Source organism: Gordonia sp. 'Campus', assembly GCF_022206305.1.
Taxonomy (GTDB): Bacteria; Actinomycetota; Actinomycetes; order Mycobacteriales; family Mycobacteriaceae; genus Gordonia.
Genome location: NZ_JAKOIW010000008.1, coordinates 122,553 through 143,114 on the forward strand (window position 1 = coordinate 122,553; position 20,562 = coordinate 143,114).

Annotated in this window: 18 protein-coding genes; 8 read left to right on the forward strand and 10 right to left on the reverse strand. The window is 68.6% G+C overall.

What is annotated here, in order from left to right:
* Positions 1–182: 182 nt before the first annotated feature.
* Positions 183–1,058, reverse strand: a complete 876-nt coding sequence (locus tag MAY35_RS11135) for an exodeoxyribonuclease III (protein WP_238421362.1) — start codon at positions 1,056–1,058, stop codon at positions 183–185.
* A 75-nt stretch (positions 1,059–1,133) separates the two neighbouring features.
* Between MAY35_RS11135 and MAY35_RS11140 the strand changes: the two genes are divergently transcribed.
* Entirely contained in the window at positions 1,134–2,783 is a 1,650-nt protein-coding gene (locus MAY35_RS11140) for a sigma-54-dependent Fis family transcriptional regulator (RefSeq protein ID WP_238421414.1), read from the forward strand.
* Positions 2,784–2,795: 12 nt separating this feature from the next.
* On the opposite strand, the gene MAY35_RS11145 is transcribed toward MAY35_RS11140, so the two are convergent.
* Positions 2,796–3,914, reverse strand: coding sequence for an HPP family protein (locus tag MAY35_RS11145; protein ID WP_238421363.1), 1,119 nt, complete (start codon positions 3,912–3,914; stop codon positions 2,796–2,798).
* A 208-nt stretch (positions 3,915–4,122) separates the two neighbouring features.
* On the opposite strand from MAY35_RS11145, the gene MAY35_RS11150 reads away from it, so the two are divergent.
* Positions 4,123–5,637, forward strand: coding sequence for an aldehyde dehydrogenase family protein (locus MAY35_RS11150; RefSeq protein ID WP_238421364.1), 1,515 nt, complete (start codon positions 4,123–4,125; stop codon positions 5,635–5,637).
* Between the two features lie 49 nt (positions 5,638–5,686).
* Entirely contained in the window at positions 5,687–6,805 is a 1,119-nt protein-coding gene (locus MAY35_RS11155; RefSeq protein WP_238421365.1) for an NDMA-dependent alcohol dehydrogenase, read from the forward strand.
* Between the two features lie 75 nt (positions 6,806–6,880).
* Here MAY35_RS11155 and MAY35_RS11160 read toward each other — a convergent pair whose 3' ends face one another.
* The 5 genes from MAY35_RS11160 to MAY35_RS11180 form a co-directional block, all read right to left on the reverse strand.
* Entirely contained in the window at positions 6,881–7,525 is a 645-nt protein-coding gene (locus tag MAY35_RS11160; protein WP_238421366.1) for a TetR/AcrR family transcriptional regulator, read from the reverse strand.
* 8 nt (positions 7,526–7,533) lie between these two features.
* Positions 7,534–8,706, reverse strand: a complete 1,173-nt coding sequence (locus MAY35_RS11165) for an acyl-CoA dehydrogenase family protein (RefSeq protein ID WP_238421367.1) — start codon at positions 8,704–8,706, stop codon at positions 7,534–7,536.
* 57 nt (positions 8,707–8,763) lie between these two features.
* Complete coding sequence (locus tag MAY35_RS11170) at positions 8,764–9,930, reverse strand: acyl-CoA dehydrogenase family protein (protein ID WP_245403937.1); 1,167 nt, start codon at positions 9,928–9,930, stop codon at positions 8,764–8,766.
* Positions 9,931–9,980: 50 nt separating this feature from the next.
* Positions 9,981–10,787: a TIGR03084 family metal-binding protein gene (locus MAY35_RS11175; protein ID WP_238421368.1), complete on the reverse strand. Its 807-nt coding sequence runs from the start codon at positions 10,785–10,787 to the stop codon at positions 9,981–9,983.
* A gap of 96 nt (positions 10,788–10,883) precedes the next feature.
* Positions 10,884–11,792 carry a PaaI family thioesterase gene (locus MAY35_RS11180; protein WP_238421369.1) on the reverse strand — a complete coding sequence of 303 codons (909 nt, stop codon included), beginning with the start codon at positions 11,790–11,792 and terminating at the stop codon, positions 10,884–10,886.
* A 105-nt stretch (positions 11,793–11,897) separates the two neighbouring features.
* Here MAY35_RS11180 and MAY35_RS11185 point away from each other — a divergent pair, with 105 nt between their 5' ends.
* From MAY35_RS11185 to MAY35_RS11195, 3 genes are all read left to right on the forward strand, one after another.
* Entirely contained in the window at positions 11,898–12,359 is a 462-nt protein-coding gene (locus tag MAY35_RS11185; RefSeq protein ID WP_238421370.1) for a hypothetical protein, read from the forward strand.
* Positions 12,360–12,461: 102 nt separating this feature from the next.
* Positions 12,462–14,051, forward strand: coding sequence for a fatty-acid--CoA ligase FadD1 (gene fadD1, locus MAY35_RS11190; RefSeq protein ID WP_238421371.1), 1,590 nt, complete (start codon positions 12,462–12,464; stop codon positions 14,049–14,051).
* An 11-nt stretch (positions 14,052–14,062) separates the two neighbouring features.
* The gene (locus tag MAY35_RS11195; protein WP_238421372.1) at positions 14,063–15,172 is read left to right on the forward strand and encodes a TIGR03857 family LLM class F420-dependent oxidoreductase; all 1,110 of its coding nucleotides are present in this window, start codon (positions 14,063–14,065) and stop codon (positions 15,170–15,172) included.
* A gap of 16 nt (positions 15,173–15,188) precedes the next feature.
* On the opposite strand, the gene MAY35_RS11200 is transcribed toward MAY35_RS11195, so the two are convergent.
* Positions 15,189–16,052 (reverse strand): mycofactocin-coupled SDR family oxidoreductase, encoded by an 864-nt coding sequence (locus MAY35_RS11200; protein WP_238421373.1) that lies wholly within the window; start codon positions 16,050–16,052, stop codon positions 15,189–15,191.
* A gap of 268 nt (positions 16,053–16,320) precedes the next feature.
* On the opposite strand from MAY35_RS11200, the gene MAY35_RS11205 reads away from it, so the two are divergent.
* Both MAY35_RS11205 and MAY35_RS11210 read left to right on the forward strand, forming a co-directional pair.
* On the forward strand, positions 16,321–17,367 hold the full coding sequence (locus MAY35_RS11205; protein ID WP_238421374.1) for a phosphotransferase family protein: 1,047 nt from the start codon (positions 16,321–16,323) through the stop codon (positions 17,365–17,367).
* A 3-nt stretch (positions 17,368–17,370) separates the two neighbouring features.
* A complete protein-coding gene (locus MAY35_RS11210) occupies positions 17,371–18,375 on the forward strand; it encodes an NAD-dependent epimerase/dehydratase family protein (protein WP_238421375.1) in 1,005 nt (334 codons plus the stop codon).
* Positions 18,376–18,384: 9 nt separating this feature from the next.
* Here the strand turns inward: MAY35_RS11210 and MAY35_RS11215 are convergent, their stop codons facing one another.
* Positions 18,385–19,293 (reverse strand): SDR family NAD(P)-dependent oxidoreductase, encoded by a 909-nt coding sequence (locus tag MAY35_RS11215; protein WP_238421376.1) that lies wholly within the window; start codon positions 19,291–19,293, stop codon positions 18,385–18,387.
* A complete protein-coding gene (locus tag MAY35_RS11220; RefSeq protein WP_238421377.1) occupies positions 19,290–20,558 on the reverse strand; it encodes a hypothetical protein in 1,269 nt (422 codons plus the stop codon). Before MAY35_RS11220 ends, MAY35_RS11215 begins: the two co-directional genes overlap by 4 nt.
* Between the last annotated feature and the right edge of the window lie 4 nt (positions 20,559–20,562).

Below are 20,562 nucleotides of genomic sequence, written 5' to 3' on the forward strand. Positions count from 1 at the left end.
GTGTTTACACAGGTCAAAAAACGGATCCTCCACGCGACCTGCAGGTGAACGGGCCATGCGTGATCGGTTCCGTCGACGCTCTGTGCTCGGCTTTTACCTTCTCCACTTGTACACCGCGCCACCCGATGCGTCGAGGTACGACAACCGGGGAGATCCCGATCGCCGCTGCCTACTCCGGCGACCTACTCCGGCGTCTGCGGGAGCGTCACCTTCGCCCCGCCGGGTTTCGCCGGATTCGACGGCGGCGGGACGACGGGTCCGAGGTCGCCGTCGGGCGCCTCGTCGAGGTCCACGACGACCGGCGCGTGGTCGCTGGGCTTGCTCCCCTTGCGCGCCTTCCGGTCGATCCAGGCAGCAGCCACCCGCTCGGCGGCGGACGCGCCCGCCAGGATCAGGTCGATCCGCATGCCCAGGTCCTTGTGGAACATCCCCGCCCGGTAGTCCCAGTAGCTGTAGATCCGTTCATCCGGCCAGCGGTCACGGACGACGTCGCGCAGACCCAGGGCCTCGAAGGTCGCGAGCGCAGCGCGCTCGGGCGGCGTCACGTGGGTGTGCCCGACGTACGCGTCGGGGTCGAAGACGTCGGCATCGGCCGGCGCGATGTTCATGTCGCCGCACAGAAGCGTCGTGGCCGGGTCGTCGACGGCACGCGCGAGCGCCGCGAGCCACTCGAGCTTGTAGGGGTAGTGGTCCGAGTCCGGGGACCGCCCGTTGGGCACATACAGGGAGTGCACCCGCAGGCCGCCGCACACCGCCGACACGGCTCGCGCCTCGAGCGTCTCGGGGTCCGGATAACCGGGCATCCCGTCGAAACCGACCCGGATGTCGTCGAGACCGACGCGGGACAGGAGAGCCACACCGTTCCACTGACCCTGGCCGGCGTGGGCGATCTCGTAACCGCGCTCGGCGAGGTCCGCGCCCAGGGCGTCGTGGAACGCGTCGTCGGAGAGTTTGGTCTCCTGCAGACACACCACGTCGGGACGGCGTTCGTCGAGCCACGGCAGGAGGCGCGGAATCCGCTGCTTCACCGAGTTCACGTTCCAGGTCGCCACGCGCATGCGCCCACGGTAGTACGCCGTCTCCGGGGCACCGGGACCGGCGGACGGGGACCCGGGGTTTCCTTCCCCGGTGATCTGTGTCACGTTGGGGACATCGACACCCTGCACCGCACTTCCGATTCGACGCCCCGACGTCCCGTCATCGAACACTCGTGGCGGCGGTCGGTGCTGTCCGGAGTCCGGCCCGGCGACTCCACCCCCACCCGTGCGGAGGACATCACCGCCGCCGACCCGCTGCTCGATGCCGCCCGCCCGGTGCTCGACGACGCGGCGGCCCGTCTGGCCGGCACCGATGTGTCCCTTCTGCTCGTCGATCACGAGTGCCGGATGGTGACCCGGGTGGCCTTCGGCACGACGGTCGAACGCAGGCTCGACGCCATCGGTGCGACGCCGGGTATCCCGTTCGCCGAGGACGTCGTGGGGACCACCGCGCTGGGGACGCCCGCCGAGACGCGCGGCGGGATCGTCGTCAACAGCTCCGAGCACTACCTAGAGCAGTTCAAGTCGATCAGCTGTTTCGGGCAACCGATCATCCATCCGGCGACCCGACGGCTGGCCGGGATCATCTGCATGTCCGAGATCGCCGAGCGCATCAACCCGTTGGCGATACCGGTGGTGAACGGGATCGTCGCCGACATCGCCGACCGCCTGCTCGACCGGTCCCGCGCGCACCAGCGGTGCGTCCTCGACGCCTTCCAGCGGGCCGCACCGCGTCGCGACCTCGCCGTGGCCGCCATCGGCGATGACCTCCAACTGACCAACGCCCTTGCCGCCGAACTGCTCTCCCCCACCGACATCGGAGCCCTGCGGATCGTCGCGACCGACCCGGCGCTGCGCGCCACCGTGCTACCGCTGACCCTGGTGTCGGGTACCGAGGTCGAGATCGCCGTCGAACCCGTGCCCGGCGCACGCGGTGCAGCTCTGTTCCGGTTCCGGCCGGTCGTCGAACCACCGCCGTCACGTCCGGCCGCGCCGGCCGCGCCATCGCGCACCAGCGTCGCGGTCACCGGTGAACCGGGCACCGGTCGCAGCACCCACGCGGCCGCACTCACCGCGGACTCGGCTGTGCCCGCCGTCGTCGTCGACGTCGCCGACGAACTCATCGGAGGCAACCCGCCCGACATCCCCGCCTATGTCGGCCGCGCCCGGTCGCTGGGCGCCCCGCTGCTCATCGACGGCGTCGATCTGCTCGACACCCGCTCGGTCGCACTTCTCGGCAAGGTGGCCGTGTCGAGTTCGACGGACTCGCCGCTGATCATCGTCGGCGGTCCGCGAGACCAGGCGAGTCCCGGCGTGGCCGCACTGCTCGCGCGGTGTGCGACGCGTGTCGATCTGCCGCCGTTGCGGCACCGGACCTCGGAGCTGGCGGCGATCGCCAGCGGCGTGCTCACCCATCTCGACCCGGACCTCTCGCTGTCCGGGCCGGCGACCGATGCGCTGCTCTGCGACGACTGGCCGGGCAACCTCACCGAACTCGACTCGGTTCTCCGGCAAGCCGCCTCGGCATGCCGGGCGCGCGCGTCACGCGTCGTCGAGGTCGCCGATCTCCCACCGGCCTACCGCACGACCAGCCGGGCCGCGCACCTCTCCGGACGCGAACAGGCCGAGCGCACGGCGATCGTCGAGGCCCTCGACCGGGCCCGGGGCAACAAGGTCCACGCGGCGAAAGACCTGGGGATCAGCCGCACCACGCTCTATGCGCGCATGCGCGCACTCGGCATCTGACCCGGGCAGCCGTCAGTCCGCGTTCGCCGGGGTGGCGAGCGGGTCCCGCAACGTCCGGCGTGCCAGGGCCGCGATGAGGTCGGTCCGGGTGACGATGCCGACGAGGGTGTCACCCGCCAGGACCGGCACCGCGTCACATCCGCTCTCGGCGAGCAGGGGCAGCAGGGCCCCGACCGGTGTCGCCGGGGTCGCCACCGCCGGTTCCGGCGACATCACGTCCGCCGCGCTCAACTCGGCCCCGTCGGGACGGATGAGCCGACGGACGAGATGGATCTGGAACACCACCCCGACGAACGTGCCCTCACCCGTGATCACCGGCAGCGAGGTGAAGCCGTACTCGTCGAAGTGGGCCGCGACGTCCCGCAGCGGTGTCTCGGGTCCGACGGTCACCAGGTCGCGAGACATCACATCCGTTGCGGTGAGCGGACCCGTACGATGCCCGGCGGCCTGGATCTCGGCCGCACCGATCAGACGGGCGAGGTCGGCGACGCCGAGGTTGAGTGACTGCTCGTACCGATCGAGTATTCCGGTGAGTTCGTCCTCGTCGAGACCGAGCCGCGCGGACGGCGGGGGCGCGGAGTCGAACCGGCGATACGGATAGCGCCGCCCGGTCAGTCGCGCATAGCCGGCGGCGAGGACGACCAGCAACAGGGATCCGGCGAGGACCGGCGCGAGGACGAACCGGAAGCCCAGCGAGTGGATCGTCTCCGGGCTGAGCGCCGCCGTCATCGCCACCGCACCGGCGGGCGGATGTACCGCTTGGCATCCGATCATCAGCGCCACGGACAGCCCCACCGCCAACGCGACACGGACCGCCGGTTGCGGAACCGTCAGGGTCGCGGCCACTCCGACGACGGCCGAGATCGCGTTGCCGACGGTCGCGGGCCACGGCTGCGCGAGCGGGCTGTTCGGCGCCGCGAAGACGAGCACGGCCGTGGCGCCGAACGGCGCGATCAGGAAGAGCCCGGTCCGCAGGTCCACCCCGGATGCGGCGAGCACCAGACCGACGAGTCCGAGCGCGATCCCCGCACCGGCCCCGGCCCGGATCGCCTCACGGACCGAGATGCCCCCGGCGACCGGTCCGAGACCACGAAGCGCGCCACCGATCCGGCCCGACGGGCGCACGTCCACTCTGATCCTCCGCAAGTCGCTGACAGCTCGGCGTCTCACGGTAGCCACGTCGTCGGCGGCGATCGCCGGGACCCCTGTACAGCCCAGGTGTTCAGTTTCTGGACACGGCGCGACGCCGGAACGGTGAGAGAAATAAGTCAGGTCGCATATGACCCAGATCACTTCGCAGACCACAGCACCGTCGACCCCGTACCGACCAGGAGGCCCCATGACCGCCGTCGCACCCGACACCGCCCAGCACACCGCCCTGCACCCGCGGGTTCGCGACTTCATCTCCGCCGACCGTCCGATGCTGATCGGCGGTGACTGGGTCTTCTCGGAATCGGGCCGCACCTTCGAGACCATCGATCCCGCCACGGCACGGCCGATCACCTCGGTCGCGCACGGCGACGCGGCCGACATCGATCGCGCGGTCCGCGCGGCGCGGCAGGCCTTCGACGACGGGCCGTGGACCCGGATGAAGCCGAACGAGCGCGAGCGCCTCCTCTGGCGGGTCGGCGACATCCTCACCGAACGCGCCGAGGAGTTCGGTCAGCTCGAGGCGCTCGACAACGGCAAGGCGGCCACCATCGCCGCCGCGGTCGACACCAACTGGTCCGCCGACATCTTCCGCTACAACGCGGGCCTCGCCACCAAGATCACCGGGTCCACGGTCGACGTCTCGATGCCGTTCGTGCCCGGCGGCGAATTCCACGCGTACACCCTGCGCGAGCCGGTCGGCGTGTGCGGCCTGATCGTGCCGTGGAACTTCCCGCTGCTGATGGCCGCGTTCAAGCTGGCTCCCGCACTCGCGGCAGGCAACACCGTCATCCTCAAGCCGGCCGAGCAGACCCCGCTGACAGCCCTGCTCCTCGGCGAGGTGTTCCAAGAAGCCGGGTTCCCGCCGGGCGTGGTCAACATCGTCACCGGGTACGGCGAGGCCGGAGCCGCGCTCGCCGCGCACGACGACGTCGACAAGATCGCCTTCACCGGTTCCACCGAGGTCGGCAAGAAGATCGTCGATGCCGCCAAGGGCAATCTCAAGAAGGTGTCGCTGGAGCTCGGCGGCAAGAGCCCCAACATCGTGTTCGCCGACGCGGACTTCGAGAAGGCGGTGGCCGGGTCGGTGGCCGCATGGATGTTCAACCACGGCCAGTGCTGCGTCGCCGGGACCCGGCTGTTCGTCGAACGGCCCATCTTCGACGACTTCACCGCAGCCGTCGCCGAGGCCGCGTCCCAGGCCAAGATCGGCCCCGGCCTCGATCCGACGACCGAGCTCGGTCCGCTGGTCAGCCAGGAGCAGTTCGATCGCGTGTCGGGGTATCTCTCGGCCGGCCTCGCCGACGGGGCACGAGCACTGACCGGCGGAAAGCGTTGGGGCGACGAGGGTTTTTTCATCGAACCGACCGTCTTCGTCGACGTCGAGCCGAGTTTCTCCATCGTGCAGGAGGAGATCTTCGGTCCCGTCGTCGCCGCCATGCCCTTCGACGCCGACACCGGTGTCGCGGCCGCCGCCAACGATTCCATCTACGGTCTGGCCGCGGGCATCTGGACCACCGACCTGTCCAAGGCGCATCGGACCGCTCGGCAGCTCAAGGCCGGCTCGGTGTGGGTGAACCAGTACAACGGCTTCGACACGGCCATGCCGTTCGGCGGTTACAAGCAGTCGGGCTGGGGCCGCGAACTCGGCTCGTCGGCCATCGAGCTCTACACCCAGACCAAGGCCGTCAACATCTCACTTTGATCCCGCATCTCATTTCCGCACTCCCGCAACACGTTAGGAGCCCGATCTCATGACTCTCACCACCAAGGCCGCCGTCCTCACCGGACCCGGAAAGCCGTTCGAGATCGTCGAACTCGACCTCGACGAGCCCCGCGAGGGCGAGGTACTGATCAAGTACACCGCGGCCGGACTGTGCCACTCCGACCTTCACCTCACCGACGGCGACCTCCCGCCCCGCTATCCCATCGTGGGCGGCCACGAGGGTTCGGGGATCATCGAGGCGGTCGGCCCGGGCGTCACGAAGGTCAAGCCCGGCGACCACGTCGTCTGCAGCTTCATCCCGAACTGCGGCACCTGCCGCTACTGCTCGACCGGCCGACAGAACCTCTGCGACATGGGCGCGACCATCCTCGAGGGGTCGATGCCCGACGGCACTTTCCGATTCCACGGTGGGGGTGACGATTTCGGCGCCATGTGCATGCTCGGCACCTTCGCCGAACGCGCGACGATCTCGCAGCACTCGGTGGTCAAGGTCGACGAGTGGCTGCCGCTCGACAAGGCGGTCCTCGTCGGTTGTGGTGTGCCCTCCGGCTGGGGCACGTCGGTGTACGCCGGCGGCGTCCGCGCCGGCGACACGGTCGTCATCTACGGCATCGGCGGACTGGGTATCAACGCGGTGCAGGGCGCGGTGTCCGCGGGGGCCAAGTACGTCGTGGTGGTCGACCCGGTCGCGCTCAAGCGGGACACGGCGCTGAAATTCGGTGCGACGCATGCCTTCGCCGACGCCGCCGAAGCAGCGGAGAAAGTCAACGAGCTGACCTGGGGGCAGGGCGCCGACCAGGCCCTGATCCTCGTCGGCACGGTCGACGCCGAGGTGGTGGCGAACGCGACCGCCGTGGTCGGCAAGGGCGGCACGGTGGTGATCACCGGTCTCGCCGATCCGACGAAGCTGACCGTGCAGGTCTCCGGAACCGACCTCACCCTCAACCAGAAGACGATCAAGGGCAGTCTGTTCGGCTCGGCCAACCCGCAGTACGACATCGTCAAACTGCTCCGACTGTATGACGCCGGGCAGCTCAAGCTCGACGAACTGGTCACCCAGACCTACACCCTCGACCAGGTCAACGACGGGTACCAGGATCTGCGGGACGGCAAGAACATCCGCGGGGTCATCATCCACGCGGAGTGAAACCCGGCCGGTTCGCCCGAGGTGTCGTCTCCCTCGGGCGAACCGGCCACCCAGGCGAACTTGTCGGCCCGCGGGTCAGTCGCTGCCGAGCGCCGCGACGAGTTGCGCCGACCACGTGTCGACGACCAGTGCTCGCCGGGCCGAGTCATCGGACAGGGTGTCCGCCAGACCCAGCCCGCGCGCCATGTCGAGTGTCGCCTGCACGAGCCGAAATCCGGTCTCGTCATCCGGGGACACCCCCATCGCCGCCATCGTGCGCTGGTGGGCCGCGCGGGCGAACTTCGCCTCGAGCGGCAGAATCATCCGCCGCAGTGCGGGATCGGATGCGGCTGCCGCCCACACCTGCAGCGCGGCTTTGAATTCGGTACCGGTGTAGACATCCACGGCCCGCTGCACGGCCCTGACGATCCGGGCGGGCGTGACCTGGTTCGCGGTCACCTCGTCCACCGGCTCCGACGAGGGGGTCGGGTCCACGCCGGCGGCCCGGGTCAGATCCTCGAAGACCTGCTCGAGCGCCGCCGTGATCAGGGCCTCCCTGGTCGGAAAGTGGTGTTGCGCCGCCCCTCGCGAGACCCCGGCGCGTTCGGCGACCGCAGCCACGGTCGCAGCCGCCCAGCCGTCGACGGCCAGCACGTCGACAGTCGACCGCAACAACCGCTCGCGCGTCAGGCGCGACCGTTCCTGTTGCGGCGAGCGGACATTCGCCGACGACGTAGTCAACTCACGCCTCAGTACGACTTCGGCAGTCCGAGGCTGGTCTGCGCCACGAAGTTGAGGATCATCTCCCGGCTCACCGGTGCGATGCGGGCGATCCGGGCGAGGCTCAGCATCGGCGCCAACCCGTACTCGGTGGTCAACCCGTTGCCGCCCAGGGAGTGCACGGCCTGGTCGACAACCTTCACACACGCCTCCGCGGCAGCGTATTTCGCCATGTTGGCCGGTTCCGCGGCGCCCCAGTCGTCACCCTCGTCGTAGAGCGTCGCGGCCTTCTGCATCATCAGCTTGGCCATCTCGAGCTCGACCTTGCCCTGCGCGAGCGGATGGGCGATCGCCTGGTGCGCGCCGATCGGCGTCTTCCACACCGTGCGTTCCTTCACATACGACACCGCCTTGTCGAGCGCGAAGCGACCCATCCCGACGGCCGAGGCCGCGGCCATGATCCGTTCCGGGTTGAGTCCCGCGAACAGCTGGCTGAGTGCGGCGTCCTCGGAGCCGACGAGCGCGTCCGCGGGCAGCCGCACGTCGTCGAGGAAGAGCTGGAACTGCTTTTCGGGGTTCTGCAGTTCCATGTCGATCATGGTGTAGGAGAAGTTCTCGGAGTCGGTCGGCACGATGAAGAGCGCGGGCTTGAGGTTGCCGGTCTTGGCGTCCTCGGTGCGCGCGACGATCAGCACCGCCTGCGCCTGGTCGACGCCGGAGATGTAGACCTTCTGGCCGCTGAGCAGCCAGTCCGAACCGTCCCGGCGCGCCGTTGTGGTGATCTGATGAGAATTGGAGCCGGCGTCGGGTTCGGTGATGCCGAAGGCCATCGTGATCGACCCGTCGGCGAGACCCGGCAGCCAGCGCTGCTTCTGCTCGTCGGTGCCGAAACGCGCGATCACGTTGCCGCAGATGGCCGGTGAGACGACGAGCATCAGCAATCCGGTACCCGATGCGGCGATCTCCTCCATCACGATCGCCAGCTCGTACATACCGGCACCGCCGCCGCCGTACTCCTCGGGGAGATTGACGCCGATGAAACCGAGCTTGCCCGCCTCCGCCCACAATTCGTCGGTCTTGCGTCCGGTGCGGGCACATTCGCGGAAGTACTCCTGGCCGTACTTGGCCGCGAGTCCGGCCACCGCGGCGCGCAGCTCGGCACGCTCGGTGGTCTCCACGAACGGGTTGGTGTCCACGGTCATCTCGATGCTCCCTGCTCTAGGCTTCGATGTGCTTCGTACTGGCGGTGGTTCGCACGCTCAGGCCTGGTAGCCGAGGCGTTTGGCGGCGAGGCCGTTCAAGATCTCGGTGGTGCCTCCGCCGATCCCGATGATGCGCATGTCGCGATACTGTCGCTCGACCTCGGTGCCGGTCATGTAGCCGAGACCGCCGTGGAGCTGAACCGCCTTGTCCGCGACCCACTCTCCGACCTCGACCGCGGTGTTCTTGGCGAAGCACACCTCGGCGATCAGGTCGTCGGTGGACGTGACCTTTCGTTCGACGAGTGCGCGCGTGTAGGTGCGCGCGATGTCGATGCGCCGCGCCATGTCGACCAGCGTGTCCTGCACCGACTGCCGTGCGATGAGGGGTTTGCCGAAGGTCTGCCGGTCGCGCGTCCACTGGAGGGTCAGGTCGAGGCAGCGCTGCGCGCTGGCGTACGCCTGTACGGCGAGGCCGGACCGCTCGGTGACGAAAGCGGTTGCGATCTGGGCGAAGCCGGAGTTCTCCGGGCCGACGAGATTGGTGACGGGCACCCGCGCGTCGACGAAGGACAACTCCGCGGTGTCCGAGCTCCGCCAGCCCATCTTGTCCAGCTTCCGCGTGACGGTGAACCCCGGTGTGTCCTTCTCGACCACCAGCAGGGAGACGCCGCCGGCTCCGGGACCGCCGGTGCGGACGGCGACGACGACGAAATCTGCCCGGACCGCCGAGGTGATGTACGTCTTGGAGCCGTTGACGACGTAGTGGTCACCGTCGCGGTCGGCTCTGGTCGTCAGATGGCCGACGTCACTTCCGCCGCCGGGTTCGGTGATCGCGAGGCTGCCGATCTTCTCCCCGGCCAGCGTGGGTCGGACCCAGCGGTCGATCTGGTCCGGGTCACCCGCCGCGATCAGGTGCGGCAATGCGATGCCGTGGGTGAACAGCGACGCGAACACTCCGCCTGCCGCACCCGCGTAGTGCAGTTCCTCACCGAGGATCGTGGTGTCGATCAGATCGCCACCGGACCCGCCGACCTCCTCCGGGACACCGAGGCCGAACAACCCCAGCTTCGCGGCCTCCACGTGCAGTTCGCGCGGGATGAGGCCGTCCCGCTCCCAGTCGTCTTGGTGCGGGAGGATGTGCTTGTCGACGAATCGGCGCACGGTGGAACGCAATTCGAGGCGCTCCGGGGTTTCCCAGATCGGGTTCGCGATGGGCACAGGCATTCTCCAGTCGGTCGGGGTCCGGGAGGTGGATGGGGTGGGTCGGTCCGGGATCAGCTCGATCGCGGTTCGCGTCCGCGGCCGGGCGGCCCCGCGAAACACTGCGCGATGGACGACCATTCGACGGCGTCGGGCCCGGTCAGTTCGAGCTGTAGATCGGCGAGCGCGCGGCGCTGCGTCACGAGTTGGCAGAAGTCGAGTGCGGGTCCGCGGACCGCGTTCGACGCGTCGGCCGGACCCCACGTCCACCGCTCGCCCGACGGAGCGGTGAGTGCGTAGTGGAACGGCTCGGCCGGTGGGGTCCGGCCGTTGACCATGTAGGCGAAGTCCCGGGTCCGCACGCCGATGTGAGCCACACTGCGGATCCGGTCGGTCGGCAACACGGTGACACCGAGCGCGTCGGCGATGTCGAGACCGTGCGCCCAGGTCTCCATGAGGCGTGCGGTGGCCATCGAGGCCGCGGACATCGGCGGACCGAACCACGGGATCTTGGTGCCGGACGGTACTTCCCGCAGAGCATCGGCGAGCCGCGTGCGAGCCGATCGCCACCTGGCGAGGATCTCGTCCGTCGGCGCTGCCGCTCCGCTCTCCGCGGCATCGTCGACGTAGCTCTCCGGGTTGTTCGACGCGGCCTCGGTGAGCAGCCGGGCGAACTCGTCGGGATCGGCTGCGGCGGTGGTCGCCACTTCGTCGGTCCATGCGAGGTGGGCGATCTGGTGGGCGATGCTCCAGCCGGGCGCAGGCGTCAGGGTGGCCCACCCGGCGTCGTCGAGGTCGGCCACCAGCGCGTCGAGCTGGGCGGATTCGGCCTCGAGATCGGCCACGACGCCGACCACTGCGGCTTGTCCATCGGAAGGCATGCGCTCAGCCTCACACAGGGTTCCAGAAGAATCAAGCGCGCTTGATTGTTTTCAGGCCGGCCTGCCCGGCCGTCGCGACGACGGCCGGGAGACCGCTCAGGAATAGAGGACGTCGACGGTCGCGCGACTGAGTAGCACGTCGTCGTACGACATCATCGTGGCCTCGAAGGAGGAGATCCGGCGGCCGGTCTTGATCGGCACGACCTCCACGACCACCTCACTGCCGTCCACCGCGGGCGACCGGTAGAAGCCGATCGACATGTCTCCGATGGAGTACCCCTGCCCGGCGCCTGCATGGAGATGCCCGGCGTAGGAGGACGCCTGACCGACGATCGTGGCGATCACCCCGCCGTGCATCGTGCCGAACATGTTGCCCATCCACGGATCGGTCGCGCTGCGGAACCGGATACCGGAGTCGCGTTCGGTGGCCGCGTCGAGGATCTCCACCCGGCCGTTCAGAAGCGTCGCCAGCGGCCCGGGCTCGCGCATCTTGTTCGCGATCTCGTCGATCACCTGACGTCCGGACACCGAGCCGGGGATCGGCGCGGGCAGCGCCACGCCGTGATCGGCCGCGCACGTGGGCGGCGCCACGCCGAGCTTGGTCGACGGCGAGTCCCCGGTGAGCGCACGACCCACGCGGACGTTGCGCGCGGCCCCCATGCAGCAGCGCCCGTCCCCGCCGCGGATCTCCACCGACGTGGAACCCCAGCTGTCGTCGTGCATCGCCACCTCCGCCGTCGCGGTGAGGGTCTCGCCCACCCGGGCGCGCCCGTGCGTCGACATCGACAACCGCGCCTGCAGCGTCGCGGCCGCGGGGTCGTCGTGGACACGATGGAACGGGATGCCGCCGCAGTGATCGAACAGGACCGCGAGCGCGGGCAACTCGATGAGTCCACGGTGATCGGCGAACTGCGCACACAGCTCCTGGGTGGCACGCACCCCGGTTTCCGACACGGAGATGTCGCCGACGTGAAATGCGGACAGTGGGTCGTACGGCTCGCTCATGAATTCCCTTCTATCAGCGATGAGCAGCCGATCTCACATTGGAGAGTCGAACATCACTCCCGTACTCTGACCGGGTACGTGTGTCCGAAGTGACGGGAGAGACAGATGCGACGCAAGGCTGTGGCAACACTCGGGGCGATTGCGGCAGTGGGAGCGCTCGCCATGGGAGCCGCGGACGCGCAGGCGGTTCCGGCGGAACGAGCCCTCAGCGTGGAGCAGGTCCCCAACGCCGGGGTCACCATCGACTCGAACCGGGTCACCGGCGGGTTCGCGGCCGGCATCCTGGCCTCGGCGATCGAGCCGGGTGTCACCCGGATCGCGCTCAACACGACGCCGACCGAGGCATGCGCGACCAACCTCGCCGGCGCGCGCGTCGGCATCTCGTGGAGCAACACCACCACCGGGACCTCCGGCGACGAGGTGTTCGCCGCGTGCACCGACGGCCGACCCTCCGACGGCGTCGACGTCGTGACCGGAACGGGTTCCATCGAGTTCACGACGACGATCCTCGGCAAGGGCGATCAGACCTTCACGGTGGTCCCCGGCAGCGGCTCCTTCACTCGCTGATCAGCACGGCCGGGGACGCGTCGCCGTCCCCGGCCGAAGCATCAGTAGACAATTCCGCAAATCTGTACACACGCCGGGTGAACACGTTCTAGATTTGGCCGCATGGCCGAGACAGTCACCCAACTCCTGCACGAGCGCGCCGACGACGACAACCTCGCGATCACATACGAGGGTCGCCAGTGGACGTGGCGTGAATACATCCACGACGCCGGCCGGTATGCGTCGGCGATCCTCGGCGTCGCCGACCCGTCCCGGCCGATGCATGTGGGGGTGCTCCTCGGGAACACACCCGACATGCTGCTGGCCCTGGCGGCCGGCGCACTCGGCGGTTACGTGACGGCCGGTATCAACAACACCCGCCGCGGCGACGGCCTCGCCGCCGACATCCTGCGTGCCGACTGTCAGATCCTGGTCACCGACGCCGACCACCGGGCCCTTCTCGACGGACTGGATCTGCCCGGCGTGACCGTACTCGACACCTCCACCCCGCAGTGGTCGGACATGCTCTCCGGCGCAGGCGAATTGGCCCCGCATTCGGTACCGGGTGCGATGGACACCTTCATGCTGATCTTCACCTCCGGCACCAGCGGAAATCCCAAACCGGTGCAGTTCGCGCACATGATGATGCCCTTCGCGGGCCCGGTGCTCGCCGACAAGTACGACATCGGCCCGGGGGACGTCTGCTACCTGTCGATGCCGCTGTTCCACAGTGCCGCGCTCATGGGCGGGTACTGCGTCGCACTCTGCGGCGGTGCCGCGATCGCGCCGGCCAAGTTCTCCGCATCGACATTCCTCGACGACATCCGCCGATACAACGCCACCTACATGAACTACGTCGGCAAACCGCTTGCCTACATCCTCGCGACCGAACCGAAGCCCGACGACGCCGACAACCCCCTGCGCGTGGCCTTCGGCAACGAGGCCACCGACCGCGACATCGACGATTTCTCCGAACGGTTCGGCTGTACGGTGTGGGACGGCTTCGGTTCCACCGAGCTGGCCATCATCATCACGCGCGAACCGGGCACCCCGCACGGATCGATCGGCAAGGGTTTTCCCAATGTGGCCGTGTACAACTCGGCGACGATGACCGAGTGTCCGCGAGCGGAATTCGACGCCAGCGGGGCGCTGTCCAACTCCGACGACGCCATCGGCGAACTCGTGAACATCGAGGGGGGCGGAATGTTCATGGGTTACTACAACGACTCCGAGGCGACCGACGAGCGACTCCGCAACGGGATGTACTGGTCCGGCGACCTCGCCTACAAGGATGCCGACGGTTGGATCTACCTGGCCGGACGAACCGGCGACTGGATGCGAGTCGACGGCGAGAACATCGCCGCGGGACCGATCGAGCGCATCCTGCTGCGCATCCCGGAGATCAACAGGGTTGCCGTGTATGCCGTTCCCGACGAGCACGTCGGCGACGCGGTGATGGCCGCTGTGGTGCTCCAGGACGATGCCGAACTCACCCCCGAATCCTTCGCCGAACAGCTCGCCGCACAGGCGGACCTGTCGCCCAAGGCGTGGCCCTCGTTCGTACGCATCGCCGACGATCTGCCCTCGACCGCGACCAACAAGATCCTCAAGCGCGCACTCAAGGCAGAGGGGGCCACCGCGGGCGCGGGCACCCTGTGGGTCCGCGAACCACGAACGCGCGTCTATCGAGAAGCCGTCGGCGCCAGCGCATGACGGACACCCAGATGTCCGAGCGCGATTCCCCGGCAGCCGAGGCGTCGTTGTTACCCGAGCTCGGCTACTACGCGCTCTCACGCCACCCGGTCGACCCGGCCGAGCTCGCGGAGGAGGCCCGGCTCGCCGATCGCGCCGGGTTCGGAGCCGCCTTCGTCTCCGAACGCTTCAACGTCAAGGATGCGGCCGTACTCGCCGGCGGCCTCGCCGCGGTCACCACGCGAATGGGTGTTGCCACGGCCGCCACCAACCACAACACGCGACATCCGATCATCACCGCGTCGATGGGCGCCACCCTCTCGACGATGACCGGCGGCAGATTCGCCCTCGGTCTGGGACGCGGTTTCGCGGCGCAGTGGCAGGTGCTCGGCGTGCCCGATGTGACCAGTGCGCAACTCACCGACACCGTCGGTGTCCTGCGAACGCTGTGGCGTGGGGAGATGATCCTCGGACACGACGGCCCGCTCGGCAAGTACGACTACCTCAATCTGGGCGTCGCCGTGCCGCCGGTCCCCATCATGCTGGTGACCATGTCGCCCAACACCTTACGGCTGGCCGGCCGCATCTCCGACGGGGTGGTGCTCCACACCTTCTTCTCCGACGAGGCGACCAGCACCGCGGTTCGAACCGTCCGCGACGCCGCCGAACAGGCCGGTCGGGATCCGGCGGCGATACGGATCTGGTCCGTGCTGGTAACTGTCCCCGACCATTTCGACGACGCGGACCGCCTGCGTCGCCTGTACGGGCGACTCGCGACCTATTTACAGGGGTATCCGGATGTGCTGATGAGGGCCAACGGGTGGGACGTCGACGACCTCGACCGCGTCCGCAGCAGTGCGGCTTTCGCCGGAGCGCGCGGGCCGATCGACGCCACCGCGACGGTCGAGGAACTCTCCGAGCTCGGCGGCGTCATCCCGGCGTCCTGGATCGCCGACAGCGCGGTCGGTGGCGCGGGAGACTGCGCGTCCGCGATCGCCCGGCAGTTCGAGCTCGGCGTCGACTCGGTCATCATGCACGGCGCGGCTCCGTCGGAGCTGCTGCCGGTGGTCGACGCCTATCGGGCGCTGCGACCCGACTTGCCTGCGCTGCACGCGAATCCGGGTGCGATCCACGCCCCGTGATGGCGCCGGCTCCCGCTCAGTCCGGAACGCCGGGCGGCACCGAGTTCAGGAGCGCACCGGCCTCCACCCGCATCTGTTGGCCCGTCACGTATCTGGCGGCGTCAGAGGCCAGATAGAGGACCGCCTCGGTGACGTCCTCCGGTGCGAGCAGATCGACCGGCATCGCGTGCAACGCCGCGAACACGTCTTTGACGTCGTCATATGCCGGCTTGTCCAGGTCCGGTCGGAACAGGCGGTAGATCTCGTCGTGGTGGACCATCGCGGTGTCGACGTTCCCGGGATGAATCGCGTTGACGCGGATGCCCTTCGGCGCCAGATGACGCGCCAGGTCGTTGACGAGCCGGGCGACCGCGCGTTTGGAATGACCGTAACCGCCTGCGCCCGGCCCCGCCTGCGCGGACTCGAACGACGGCATGAACGCGGCCATCGATCCGATGCAGATGATGGACGCCCCCGACTCGAGGTACGGCAACGACAACTCGAGGGTGTTGATGATGCCGCCGAGATTGACCGCGACGGTGTTCATCCACGTCACGGAGGGGCTCTGGGGCCCGAGCGGGCTGATACCGGCGTTGGCGACGACGATGTCGAGTCGTCCGAACTCCGCCACCGCCTCGTCGATCGCGGCCTGAAGGGCGTCGCGGCTGCGCACGTCGGCGATCTTGGCGATGACCCGCCGGTCCGTCGCGTCGACCATCTTCGCGGTCTGCTGCAGATCGTCCGGCGTACTCATCGCGTAGTTGACCGTGGTGATCTGGTCGCAGATGTCGACGGCGATGATGTCGGCACCCTGCTCGGCCATCCGCACTGCGTGGCTACGCCCTTGACCTCGCGCCGCACCGGTGATCAGTGCGACCTTGCCGTCGAGTCTGGTGGTCACTCGGTTCTCCTCGATGTCGGGCCGTTCGCGGTCCGGGCGGCAGGCCCGGCGCGCCGTGCACGCATCCTAAACCGGAACCATCGTCCATGTGGCCGAATGGATTTCCGGAACCGCACGCGGCCCCGTGGCTCACCGGAGATCCGCACGACGCGGACCGGATGCATCCCTGGACACCAGTCCACCGACTGGGTAGTGTCGCACCAACGGTCGGACGTGAGCGCCATCACACCCGCTGTCATTTCCGCCGGCCGGCCGAAAGGATGCCCGCGTGCCCGAGATCGCCGAGATCCCCATCTGCGTCGAGGATCTGACTCCCACATGGTTGACGGAACTGCTGGCGAGCAACGGCCACCCGACGATCATCGAGTCCATCACCGCAGAACCGGTGGGCACCGGACAGATGGCCGGTTCGTACCGGTTGACGTTGAATCACGCTGACAAGTCGGACATCCCGGAAACGATCGTCGCCAAGCTCGCAACCGGGGACGCCGCACAACGGGAGCTCGGCTCGGGTGTGTTCCGTAACGAGGTGCGCTTCTACCGGGACCTCGCTGCGGGTTTCACCGTGCCGACGCCCACCTGCTTCGCCACGACGATCTCCGACGCGGGCACCGAGTTCGTGCTCCTGCTCGAGGACATGGGCAGCGCCGTCCAGGGCGATCAGATCTCCGGATGTTCGGCCGCACAGGCCGAGTCGGTCGCCGTCGCGGCCGCGGGCCTGCATGCACCCCGCTGGAACGACCCCACCCTCTTGGCGGAGATCCCGCTGCCCACCGCCTCCGATCGCGAGGTGATGGAGTCGATACTCGGCCCCATGGCCGAGCTGTATCGCGATCGTTTCGCGCCCGACGGTCTGTCGTCGTCGGCCATCGACTGGCTTGTCCGCGAGGCCGGTGACTGGCTCGTCGCCCCATTGACGAACACCGCCCTCATCCACGGTGATCTGCGCGTCGACAACATTCTCTTCGGACCGATGGGCGAGGTCACGGTCATCGACTGGCAGACCATCACCACCGGCAACGCACTCCGGGACATCGCCTTCCTGCTGAGCACCAGCCTGACGACCGAGGATCGTCGCCGACACGAACGCGGCATCGTGGCGTCGTATCATCGCGCGCTGGTCACCGCGGGTGTCGAGAACTACACGCTCGACGAATGTTGGGACGACTATGTCGGCAACCTGATCCAGGCACCGCTCATCATTGTCTTCGGTTCCGCCGCTGCGCAACCCACCGAGCGTGGCACGGCGATGTTCGACGCCATGCTGTCCCGGAGCGCCGCCGCCATCGACGATCTCACCCCCGGCGGTCTCTGACCCGTGCCGTCACTCGTCATCGGCGGCAACGGATTTCTCGGCTCCCGCCTCGTGCGCCAGCTCGTCGACTCCGGCGAAGACGTCCGCGTCCTGACCCGCTCGACGAGTGACCTCCGATCGCTCACCGGGCTCGACGTCGAGCATGTCACCGGCGATCTCTTCGACGACGCATCCCTCGAGCGGGCCATGCGCGGTTGCGAGGTGGTGTTCCACTGCGCCGTCGACACCCGCGCATGGTTGCGCGATGCCACTCCGCTCTACCGCACTAACGTCGATGCGCTGAGATCGGTGCTGGACGTCGCCGCCCGGCAGTCGTTGCGCAGGTTCGTGTTCACCAGCAGTATCGCCACCATCGGTCGGGTTCGGGGTCGCCCGGCGATCGAATCCGATCGGTTCAACTGGTCGCGACAGGCGCCCGATTACGTCAAGAGCCGCGTGGCGGCCGAGGATCTGGTGCTGCAGCGGGCCCGGGACGGCGCGGTGCCCGCGGTCGCCATGTGCGTGGCCAACACCTACGGCCCTGGCGACTGGCAGCCCACACCACACGGCGCGTTCGTCGCCGGTGCGGCACTCGGCAAGCTGCCGTTCAGTATTCGCGGGTGCCGCGCCGAGTCCGTCGGCATCGACGACGCGGCGTCGGCGCTCCACCTCGCGGCCGGTCATGGGAAGGTGGGCGAACGCTACATCGTCTCCGAGCGCGCGATCGACACCGGTGAGGTCGTGTCGATCGCGGCGGCAACGGCAGAACGCCCGCCCCCACGACTGGTGCTGAACAGGCCCGCGCTCTATGCCTGCGGCGCGGCGGGTTCCGCCCGTGCCGCCCTGACACGACGTCCCGTGCAGCTGACGATCCCGTCGGTCCGTCTGATGCACGTCATGTCCGAGATGGATCACGGCAAGGCCGAACGCGACCTCGGTTGGCATCCCCAGCCGGTCACCGACGCCATCGCCGAAGGCGCCCGGTTCTGGCTCGAGCGCCGCGCCGCGCGAAAGGGCAGTGGCTCCTGAGGCGTTCCGTCAGCGCACGGCAGGGCCGGCCAGGATGTCGGCGAGTTCGTCGAGGCTGTACGGCGAGGTGTCCTTGTGATCGCGGTAGGCGACGAAGCTCGCCTGCTGCGTCTCGAACCGGCCGATGAAACCACCGGCTGCACTGAAGATCTCGCCGGAGATGTGCTCTGCTGCGTCGCCGGCGAGGAAGACGTAGAGCGGGGCGACGTACTCCGGCGGCGCGGGATCGAGCGCGGCGTCACGGGTGAGATCGTCGAGTATCCCCCGACGGTGCAGACCTTCGATGTGCGCGACGTAGTCGTTCCCCGACGACAGGCGCGACTTCGCGCCGGGCATCACCACGTTCACCCGGACATGGTGATCCCGGAGGTCGGCGGCCGCGGCCAGCGCGAGCGCGTTGACGCCGCCCTTGGCGGCGGGATAGCCACTGCCCCCGAACATGCCGAGAGAGGCCGCCGAGCCGGTGAGGACGATCGATCCCGATTCCTGCTCGACGAACACCCGTCCCGCCGCCTGTACGAGGTGGAAGGCGCTCATCAGATGGGCGTCGAGTTGCTCGCGGAACTCGGCGTGGGTGATCGTCAACACCGTCGACGCCGGCGGTTCCGCGATCCCGGCACAGTTGATGGCGATGTCGAGCGCGCCGAACTCCTCGAGCGCCGCCTCGACCATGGCCTGCGCCACACCGTCGTCACCGGCGGACCCGGTGACCCCCACGGCATATCCCCCGCCGCCACGGATCTCGGCGACCGTGGCGTCGACGGCCTCCGGGTCGCGTCCGTTGACGACCACCGAGACACCCTGTCCCGACAGGGCATACGCGACCGCCAGACCGATACCTCGCGTCGCACCCGCGACGACGGCGACCCGGCCGCCGAGTCCGGCGGAGCCGGGTGACCGGCCCCCGCCGGAGGTCACGCCGAGCTGCCGACCGGAGTGATCGGGATCGACCGTCCGCGGTCGGTGAACTCGAAGGTCGCGCCGCCGCTGAACCGTGCGACGGACACCTCACCGAACTCCTTGCGGGCGGTGTCGGACATCCCGAACCGCACCCGTAACTCGCCGTCGACGACTTCGGCGTCGACGATGGCCAGGTACGGGTCGACCGCGGTCGCCGCGGCCTGCAGCGGCTCGAGGTGGTCCACGTCGATGATCGACATCCACCCGCCGTCGGTCATCGCGTGCGACTCCTGAGGTATCCGTACCAGGGCCGTATCGCCGTCGACCTCGGTGGTCAGCCCGGTGTACTGGACGGGACCGAAGCACGGATGCAGGGCCAGCACCTCGGCGAAGCCCGCCGTGCCGGAGGGCAGGTCGAGTGCGGCGCGGATCCGATCGGCGGCGAGTCCGGCGATCCCGATCAGCTGTTTGCGGAAGATCTCGATGGTCTGCGCCGGGTTGTCGGCGGACCGGCGCAGGCTCACGAGGAAACCGAGAGACAGCAGCTGGTGTTGCAGCGCAACCTCTTCGGCAACCCGCACCAGCGCCGATGTCGACCACTCCGCGAACTGAAGGTCCTCGACGAGAGGCCCCCGGTAGTCGACCCAGCCGTCTGTCTCAGAACGGTCGATCGGCGACAGGACGAGCTGACCCGCCCGGGTGGCGAACATGTCGACCGAGTCGGGCGGCAACGGGAGCTCGTCGCGATCGGGCTCGATCGTGACCGTCCACTCGCAGTGCGGAGTCCGGTCGGCGGGGCGCCGGGGCGGACGATGCACGGGCCGGATCCGGGCGCGACGGTTGGTGGCGATGGCTGTCGCGTCGAAGGTCGGGTCCTCGATGTCGTGGCACATCGTCGTGACGTAGTCGTCACCGAGGGGCTCGACGTCGAGCAGGGCGCCGCAGTGATCGAGCACGAAGGAACCGTGATACTCGTCGTCGATCCGGTAGCGGAAGTCCATGAACTGCGGCGGCGCACCGATGTCGAGCTGCAGACACTTGAACATGTCCTCGACACCGTCGCCGTCGATCCCCAGGGCACTACGCATCCGGTGCGTGTAGACGGGGCTGGCCGCCATCCATTCCTCGATGGCGATCCGGCCCATCACGTCCCGCCCGAAGGCGCTGATGAGGTGTGCCATCCCGCTGCGGTCGATCATCTGGCCCGAGAGCAACAGCTCGGGCACGAGCACGGCCAGCTGATCCTGACTCAGACCTTGGTAGGTCGGGGCTGTATGAGTCATGTCA

Excerpts from the sequence above, each read along its gene's own strand:
- MAY35_RS11135 (WP_238421362.1), bottom strand. The coding sequence starts at position 1,058 with ATGCGCGTGGCGACCTGGAACGTGAACTCGGTGAAGCAGCGGATTCCG.
- MAY35_RS11150 (WP_238421364.1), top strand. The coding sequence starts at position 4,123 with ATGACCGCCGTCGCACCCGACACCGCCCAGCACACCGCCCTGCACCCG.
- MAY35_RS11155 (WP_238421365.1), top strand. The coding sequence starts at position 5,687 with ATGACTCTCACCACCAAGGCCGCCGTCCTCACCGGACCCGGAAAGCCG.
- MAY35_RS11165 (WP_238421367.1), bottom strand. The coding sequence starts at position 8,706 with ATGACCGTGGACACCAACCCGTTCGTGGAGACCACCGAGCGTGCCGAG.
- MAY35_RS11170 (WP_245403937.1), bottom strand. The coding sequence starts at position 9,930 with ATGCCTGTGCCCATCGCGAACCCGATCTGGGAAACCCCGGAGCGCCTC.
- MAY35_RS11175 (WP_238421368.1), bottom strand. The coding sequence starts at position 10,787 with ATGCCTTCCGATGGACAAGCCGCAGTGGTCGGCGTCGTGGCCGATCTC.
- MAY35_RS11180 (WP_238421369.1), bottom strand. The coding sequence starts at position 11,792 with ATGAGCGAGCCGTACGACCCACTGTCCGCATTTCACGTCGGCGACATC.
- MAY35_RS11185 (WP_238421370.1), top strand. The coding sequence starts at position 11,898 with ATGCGACGCAAGGCTGTGGCAACACTCGGGGCGATTGCGGCAGTGGGA.
- fadD1 (WP_238421371.1), top strand. The coding sequence starts at position 12,462 with ATGGCCGAGACAGTCACCCAACTCCTGCACGAGCGCGCCGACGACGAC.
- MAY35_RS11195 (WP_238421372.1), top strand. The coding sequence starts at position 14,063 with ATGTCCGAGCGCGATTCCCCGGCAGCCGAGGCGTCGTTGTTACCCGAG.
- MAY35_RS11220 (WP_238421377.1), bottom strand. The coding sequence starts at position 20,558 with ATGACTCATACAGCCCCGACCTACCAAGGTCTGAGTCAGGATCAGCTG.